The sequence below is a fragment of the Micromonospora sp. I033 genome, from assembly GCF_053890995.1.
In genome coordinates, this window is the sequence record NZ_JBSSLX010000005.1 from 64,859 (window position 1) to 72,392 (window position 7,534).

Annotated in this window: 6 protein-coding genes; 2 read left to right on the forward strand and 4 right to left on the reverse strand. The window is 72.3% G+C overall.

Annotation, left to right across the window (positions count from 1 at the left end; translation table 11 throughout):
* Window positions 1-69: 69 nt before the first annotated feature.
* Both ACW0Q9_RS01895 and ACW0Q9_RS01900 read right to left on the reverse strand, forming a co-directional pair.
* Complete coding sequence (locus ACW0Q9_RS01895; protein ID WP_456178015.1) at window positions 70-519, reverse strand: iron chaperone; 450 nt, start codon at window positions 517-519, stop codon at window positions 70-72.
* Window positions 520-661: 142 nt separating this feature from the next.
* A complete protein-coding gene (locus ACW0Q9_RS01900) occupies window positions 662-1,294 on the reverse strand; it encodes a TMEM175 family protein (RefSeq protein ID WP_456178016.1) in 633 nt (210 codons plus the stop codon).
* Window positions 1,295-1,664: 370 nt separating this feature from the next.
* On the opposite strand from ACW0Q9_RS01900, the gene helR reads away from it, so the two are divergent.
* Entirely contained in the window at window positions 1,665-3,809 is a 2,145-nt protein-coding gene (gene helR / locus ACW0Q9_RS01905) for an RNA polymerase recycling motor ATPase HelR (RefSeq protein ID WP_456178022.1), read from the forward strand.
* Window positions 3,810-3,811: 2 nt separating this feature from the next.
* On the opposite strand, the gene ACW0Q9_RS01910 is transcribed toward helR, so the two are convergent.
* The gene (locus ACW0Q9_RS01910) at window positions 3,812-4,306 is read right to left on the reverse strand and encodes an RrF2 family transcriptional regulator (RefSeq protein ID WP_456178018.1); all 495 of its coding nucleotides are present in this window, start codon (window positions 4,304-4,306) and stop codon (window positions 3,812-3,814) included.
* 126 nt (window positions 4,307-4,432) lie between these two features.
* Between ACW0Q9_RS01910 and ACW0Q9_RS01915 the strand changes: the two genes are divergently transcribed.
* Window positions 4,433-5,173: an SDR family oxidoreductase gene (locus ACW0Q9_RS01915; RefSeq protein WP_456178019.1), complete on the forward strand. Its 741-nt coding sequence runs from the start codon at window positions 4,433-4,435 to the stop codon at window positions 5,171-5,173.
* Between the two features lie 81 nt (window positions 5,174-5,254).
* On the opposite strand, the gene ACW0Q9_RS01920 is transcribed toward ACW0Q9_RS01915, so the two are convergent.
* Window positions 5,255-7,489, reverse strand: coding sequence for a hypothetical protein (locus ACW0Q9_RS01920; RefSeq protein ID WP_456178024.1), 2,235 nt, complete (start codon window positions 7,487-7,489; stop codon window positions 5,255-5,257).
* Between the last annotated feature and the right edge of the window lie 45 nt (window positions 7,490-7,534).

A 7,534-nucleotide genomic window follows, 5' to 3' on the forward strand; every position in this document is an offset into this window, starting at 1 on the left:
GCCCGGTCGATCCGTCAGCGATCGACCGGGCTCGTTCGGCATCGCCTCGCGGGTGGCGCGGGGGAGCGGTCAGGAGACGGCAGCCCTCACCAGCTCGGCGACCTTCTTCTCCACCGCCGGGCTCCACTGGTGGAGCGCGTACGCCACCGGCCACAGGTCACCGTCGTCGAGGTTGGCCGTGTCCTGGAAGCCCAGGGTCGAATACCGGTAGTTGAACTTGCCCGAGTCCTGGAAGAAGACGACGATCTTGCCGGCGGCGTTCGCGTAGGCGGGCATCCCGTACCAGGTCTTCGGCGACAGCTGCGGCGCGGTGGCGGTCACCGTCGCACGGACGCGCTCGGCCAGCGCGCGGTCCTCCGGCGCCATCTGCGCGATCCGGTCGAGGACCGCCTGCAGCTCGTCGGCCTTCTTCGCGCCCTTCTTGCCCTCGGCGCGCAGCTCGGCGGCGCGCTCCTTCATCGCGGCGCGCTCCTCGGGGCTGAAGCCGTCGGAACCGGTCGTGGACTTCTTCGTGGACATGCTCGGGCTCCCGTTCCCCGCTCCGGGCTCGGCATGATGCCGGCCGTCTCGGGAGAAGGCTAGGCCCCGGGGCGCCCCCGGTGCTTCTCGATTCCTGATCGGCTCGGCGGCCCGGACGAGGTGGTCCGGGCGGGGCGCGCCGTCAGGCCTGACCGCTTCCGCCACGGCGAGGCCTCCTCCTGGCGATCTCGCCCTGGATCGGCAGCCAGTAGAAGGGGATGAACGCGGCGATCACCGCCACGCCGAGAGCGGGAAGCAGGGCGCCCAGCAGGGTTCCGGTGGCGATCCAGGCGAGGGCGAGCCGAAAGCGCCGGCCGATGGCGCGTACGCCGGCGGAGTCGATGGTGGTCACGAGCAGCCGGTGGTGACGACGCGCGTACGCCCAGATGACGTTGAACAGGATGGCGGCCAGCTCGAAGGTGATGCCGTGCAGGACGACGGCGGTGCGCTGCCCCTGCCCGTCGCGGAACGCCTCGGCCAGGACGGACGCGGCGAACGGCAGGAACGCGATGTCCATCAGCAGCACCGTGTTCAGGAACAGCACCACCCGGTCGACGGTGCGGATCTGGTCGAACATGACGTGGTGGTTCGCCCACACCTGCCCGATCAACATGAAGGTGACCACGTACGCCAGGTAGGACGGCCACAGTGCGACAAGGTCGTGGAACAGCCGACCGGTGTCCCGCGGCGGACGGATCTCCAGGACGAGCAGCGTGACGGCGATGGCGATGACCGCGTCGCTGAACGCCACGACCCGGGACGGATCGCGCTCCATGCCGAACGGCGTCGACCGTCCGGACCCGCGAACAGGTTCTGTCACCGCCTCAGCGTGGTGCAGTGGACGCCGACCCGGGCGGAGCCGAGCGGCGTGTCACCCGGCGGCCATTGACGTGTTCGTCGCACCGAGCGGTTCGAGGAGGCTGTCCGCCCGGAGCGGGCGATCAAGGAACGGGAGCAGAGTTACTCCCCGCCACTATCAACATATAGCGGACCGGGGGGCTTGCGGCAAGACCCGGGTCGTGCCGCAGAATCGTCGGCCGAGGCCGGGAACCTTCGTAATTAGGGGATTCGCGGAAATAACGCGGATCGTGCCACCGTGCACCGGTTGGCAGCGGCCTCAGATCGGAGCTGACGACGTGAACCCGCTGACCACCAGCGCCTTTGATCTTCCCGACAATCTCGCCGCCAAGGCCGACCCGAGGCTGATCGCCGCCGACGAGCAGCACTTCGCGGCCATCGCGGAGAGCCTCGAGCGCTCGATCGCCGACCTGTCCGACCGCCTCGATGCCGCGCGCAAGGCGCCCGGCGGGATCGGCCGGCGCGCGATGGACCGGGACGAGGAGGTCCACCGGCTGACCGCTCGGCTGCGCGCCCTGCGTCGCTTCGGCCTGGACCTGTGCCTCGGACGCATGGTCGGCGCGGACGACGCCGAGCCCGTGTACGTCGGACGATTCGGCCTCACGGACGGCGCGGGCCGCCGGCTGTTGCTCGACTGGCGCTCTCCCGCGGCCGAGCCGTTCTTCGGCGCGACCCACGCCAACCCGATGGGTCTGGCGAGCCGCCGCAGGTATCGCTGGACCCGGGGTCGGATCAGCGACTACTGGGACGAGGTGTTCACCTCCGACGGGCTCGAGGGGCACGCCGCCCTCGACGACCAGTCCGCCTTCATCGCCAGCCTGGGCGGCACCCGGTCGGCCCGGATGCGCGACGTGCTCGGCACCATCCAGGCCGACCAGGACGCCATCATCCGCGCGGGATCGAGCGGTGCGCTCGTCGTCGACGGCGGCCCGGGCACCGGGAAGACCGTCGTGGCGCTGCACCGCACCGCCTACCTCCTCTACGCCGACCCGCGCCTCGGCCACCGCCGGGGCGGCGTGCTGTTCGTCGGCCCGCACCAGCCCTACCTGGCCTACGTCGGCGACGTCCTGCCCAGCCTCGGCGAGGAGGACGTGCAGACCTGCACGCTGCGGGACCTCGTTCCCGAGGGCGCCACGGCAACCGTCGAGACCGACCCGGACGTGGCCCGCCTGAAGTCGTCGGCGGGCCTCGTGACGGCGATCGAGGCGGCCGTCAGGTTCTACGAGGAGCCGCCGGCCAAGGGGATGACGGTCACGACCGACGAGTCCGACATCTGGCTGAGCGCCGACGACTGGGCCGAGGCGTTCGAGGCGCCGGGGCCCGGTTCCCCGCACAACGAGGCGCGGGACGAGATCTGGACGGAGCTGCTCACGATCCTGCTCGGGCGGTACGACGGCGACGAGCCGGAGGACCTGGTCCGCCGGTCGCTGCTGCGGAACAGGGAGCTGCGCGCCGCCTTCAACCGCGCCTGGCCGCTGCTCGACCCGGCGGACCTCGTCGGGGATCTGTGGTCGGTCCCCGCCTACCTGCGGAAATGCGCTCCCTGGCTGAGCGACGAGGAGGTCCGGAAGCTCCAGCGCGACGACGCGCGGGCCTGGACGGTGTCCGACCTGCCGCTCCTGGACGCGGCACGGCAGCGGCTCGGCGACCGGGAGGCGTCCGGACGCCGGCACCGGCGCGACGCCGCCGTCGCCGTCCAGCGCGAGCACATGGCCCGGGTCGTCGACGACCTGATCGCGTCCGACGCGTACGACGACGGCGAGGGCCTGATGACGATGCTGCGCCAGCAGGACCTACGGGACGTCCTGGTCGACGAGACCGGACTGCCCGGCGCCGACCGGGACCCGCTCGCCGGCCCGTTCGCGCACATCGTCGTGGACGAGGCTCAGGAACTGACCGACGCCGAGTGGCAGATGCTGCTGCTGCGCTGCCCGTCCCGGAGCTTCACCATCGTGGGGGACCGCGCCCAGGCCAGGCACGGGTTCACGGAGTCGTGGCAGGAACGGCTCGAGCGGATCGGGCTCGACCGGATCGACCTGGCCACCCTGGCTATCAACTACCGGACGCCGCAGGAGGTCATGACGGAAGCCGAGCCGGTCATCCGGGCCGTGCTCCCGGACGCCAACGTGCCGACCTCCATCCGCCGCAGCGGCATCCCCGTCGTACACGGGTCCGTCTCAGACCTGGACTCGATCCTCGACGCCTGGCTCGCCGCGCACGCCGACGGGATCGCCTGTGTCATCGGCGCGCCCACGTTCCGGGCGACGCCCCGCGTCCGGTCGCTGACCCCGGAGCTGTCGAAGGGACTCGAGTTCGACCTGGTCGTCCTCGTCGATCCCGAGACGTTCGGTGAGGGCATCGAAGGGGCGGTCGACCGCTACGTCGCGATGACCCGGGCGACCCAGCAGCTCGTCGTCCTGAGGAGCCCCTGACGTCACCCCCGCTCGCCCTCGTCCGGCCCGGTCAGCCAGGTGCGGATGCCGGCGAGGGCGGTGGGGCCGTAGTCGTCGTCGACGTCGCGGGCGAGGTCGGCGATGGAGGTCGCTCGGAGGGCGGCGCGCCAGGCGGCCTCGGCGCCGGCCATCGCCCGGGCGATGGGACACGGCCGGGTGCAGGCCTCCTGCGGTGTCGCCAGCGGGCCCCGCTGGCGGATCTCGGTGCACACGAACGCGGGCTGAGCGCCGTCGACGGCCATGACCACGTCGAGGATGGTGATCAGCTCGGGCGCCCTGGTCAGGACGTATCCGCCCGCCTTGCCCTGAACGGAGGTCACCAGGCCGGCGCGGGACAGGGCCTGCAACTGTTTGGCCAGGTAGCTGCCCGAGACGTCGTGCAGTTCCGCGAGCCGGGCGGCCGGCACGGGCTCCGTGGCCGTGGTCAGCACCACGCAGCAGTGCAGTGCCCACTCGACCCCACCTGACAGCTTCACCCGACCCCCCTTGACTCGGACAAAGACTATCCGACTAATGTCTCGGACAAGAGTTGTCCGAGTTCGGGGACGGGGTCCTCGACGAAGTCGGCGTGCCGTGCGACACGTCGTGGAAGGGTGAGAACCATGAAGCTCACAGTCATCGGGGGCACCGGACTGATCGGCTCCCAGGTGGTCCAGAAGCTGACCGCGGCCGGACACGAGGCCGTTCCCGCGGCGCTGTCGACCGGCGTCGACCTGATCACGGGCGAGGGCCTGGACCGGGCGCTGGAGGGCGCCGACGTGGTGGTCAACGTGGCGAACTCGCCGACCTTCGACGAGGCCTCGCTCGACTTCTTCCGGACCTCCATGACCAACCTGCTGGCTGCCGGGGAGCGCGCCGGCGTGCGCCACCAGGTGGTCCTCTCGATCGTGGGAGTGGACCAGGTGCCCCAGCTCGACTACTACCGCGCCAAGACGCTGCAGGAGGATCTGCTCCGGCAGGGGCCGACGCCGTACTCCATCGTGCGGGCCACCCAGTTCTTCGAGTTCGTGAACGCGGTCCTGTCCTGGACCTCCGACGACAGCACGGTCCGCCTGCCCGCCACCCGGGTGCAGCCGATGGCCGCCGCGGACGTCGTCGACGCGGTCGTCGACGTCGCCACCGGGACGCCGCTGCAGGGCATCCGCAACGTCGCCGGCCCGGACGTCTTCGCTCTCGACGACCTCGGCCGGATCACCCTGGCCGCGCGGCAGGACAACCGCACCGTCGTCACGGACGACACGGCCGGCATGTTCGCGGTCGTCGACGGGGACGTGCTCATCGCGGGCCCGGACGCGCACCTGGCGCCCATCCACTACCGGGACTGGATCCAGGCCGCCCACTGACCGGAGCGGGGTGGCCCGGCGGTGGCCGGCCCTCGCCGTCCGCCGTCGCCGGGGCACGCGGGCGACCGCCGCAGGTTCGTCTCAGTCCGGGACGGGCGGGATCCCCGCCGGTGGGTCGGCCCGGCGAGGCCCGGCGTCCGTCGGCTCGCGGAGACGCTCGATCAGCTCGCGTGACGCCTCGACGAAGCGCTCGTCGGACTCGCAGGGCCGGTGCCCCTGGATCGGCGGCGGGACGCTGTCGCCCGGTGGAGCCACGACGCCGGTGGGGTCTCGCAGCCTGCGGTCCACCGTCGCCGCCGGATCCCCGGCGGGGGCCGGCGCGCCCGGCCGGTGGGCGGCGAAGATCCAGCCGCCGACGGGGTCGGTGTCGCGCCACAGGTTCAGCCACCGCCAGCCGATCCGGGCGCCGACCTCGTGCAGCACCTCGTCGTCGAGGTAGGCGGGGAAGAGCCGGGCGTAGAGCCGGCGCAGTGGTGACGCGTGGGTGAGCAGGGCGACCCGGCTGCTGACCCGGGGTGGCAACTGGAGCACCGTCGCGGCGGCCAGGACCGAACCGTGGCTGTGTCCGGTGAGCAGGACGGCGTTGCCGCGCCCGACCAGGTAGGTGATTCGTCGCGTCAGTTCCGGCACGGCACGTTCGGCGTAGCAGGGCGGCGCGAACGGGTGGGCGGCTCGGGGCCAGAAGGTGCCCAGGTCCCACAGGACGCCGATGTGGCGCCGGAACTCGACGGTCCGGTAGGCGAAGATCGCGGCGAGAAGCAGGCCGAGGATGATCGCCGCGACGAGCCAGCTGCCGAACGCGATGGCGAAGGTGACCAGGTCGGCCGGCACCCCCGCGTACCGCTCCAGGACGCCGCCCGGTTGCGGGCCCAGTCGACCGATGGTGGTGGTGGCCGTGCCGAGGCCGGCGAGGCCGGCGTAGACCACCGCCAACGGGATCAGCCACTCGGTGAAGCGGGCCCGGGCTATCGCCTTCCGCGCCTGCCGCAGTCGCGGTTCGGCTTCCGCCGTCGGATCCGGGTGGTCGTGCGCGACGATCGCCGCCGCGGCGCGGAGGCGGCCGCGCCGGGTGATGACCACCACCAGGCCCACGACCACCACGGTGAGCAGTACCGCCCGGAAGAAGCCGTAGATCGCCCAGGTGTACGTCTTCGGCGGACCCACGGCCGGTCCCGCTGGGTGCGGCGCGCCCCGGTCCAGGAAGTCCGCCACCCGGTAGACCAGCTCGGCGGAGAACACCACCGCCAGACTGATCGCCGCGGCGGCGCTCGCCAACGGTCCCAGCCCGAGCAGCGGCGTGGCCCGTGGCTGGCGGTCCCGGCGCCAGAGCAGGGCGGCCCCCAGCGCGGCCAGCAGGGCCGTCTGGGTGACGAAGAGGCAGGTCAGGATGGATTCGTAGCCGGGAAGTCCCGCACCGTCGTGCCGGCGCACCGGGCCGGCCAGGACGTGGGCCGTCACCACGACGGTCAGGACGATGGCGATCGTCCGCAGCGTGCGGGTGATCCGGTCGAGCCGCCGATCCGTGGCGGCCCGGTCGATCAGCGGGGGCGTGCAGAGCAGGACGACACAGGTGGCCAGGACCGCCCCGGTGATGACCACCAGCGCGATCGTGGTGGCCGAGGCCCCGCCCGGGACCCGGGCGGCGAGCAGCGTGCCGGCCAGTGTCGCGAAGGCGGCGGCGACATGGATGGAGCGCAGCCGGCCCACCAGTGGCTCGGCGTCCCACTGACCGATGGTGCTGAGCCGATGCCCGGAGACCGCCGTCTCCGGCGCGCGAAACGCGTCGAACACCCTCCCCGGACGGGTGCTGGCCCGCCAGACCAGCCCGATGGCGGCGACCGGTACCAGCGCCAGGACCGCCAGCCGCAGCCCGGCGGGTCGCCCGCCCAGCCAGGACAACCAACTGCGTCCGGCCAGGCAGTGCGGCGAGGTCAGACACTTCCAGGCGATCAGGTCCAGTGCGACGCCGGCGACGGCGAGCACGTACAGCGCGGTCAGCGTGAGCGCCAGCAACCGGCACAGGGATCTGATCAGCGCACCAGAGCCACGGTTGGCCGGACGCATCCAGATCGCCAGGTTGACCAGCATGAACGGCAACAGGAACACCAGCGACAGCGTGCGGGCCATGGTCCCGGAGGGCAGGTCGCCCCAGCGGTACACCTCCAGCGTCACCCGGCCGTCGCGGTCGGAGGCCGAACCCGGGCGGAGCCGGTAGAAACCCCCGCTGCGGTCGCCCGCGACCTGCTCGGTCCGTGGCACGTCCAACAGTTGGCCGGCGCTCGCGGCGGCTGCCCCGTGTACCCGCAGCTCCACCACGTCATCGGACGCTTCCGGCCCGCCCCACCGCGCTGATGCCTCCGC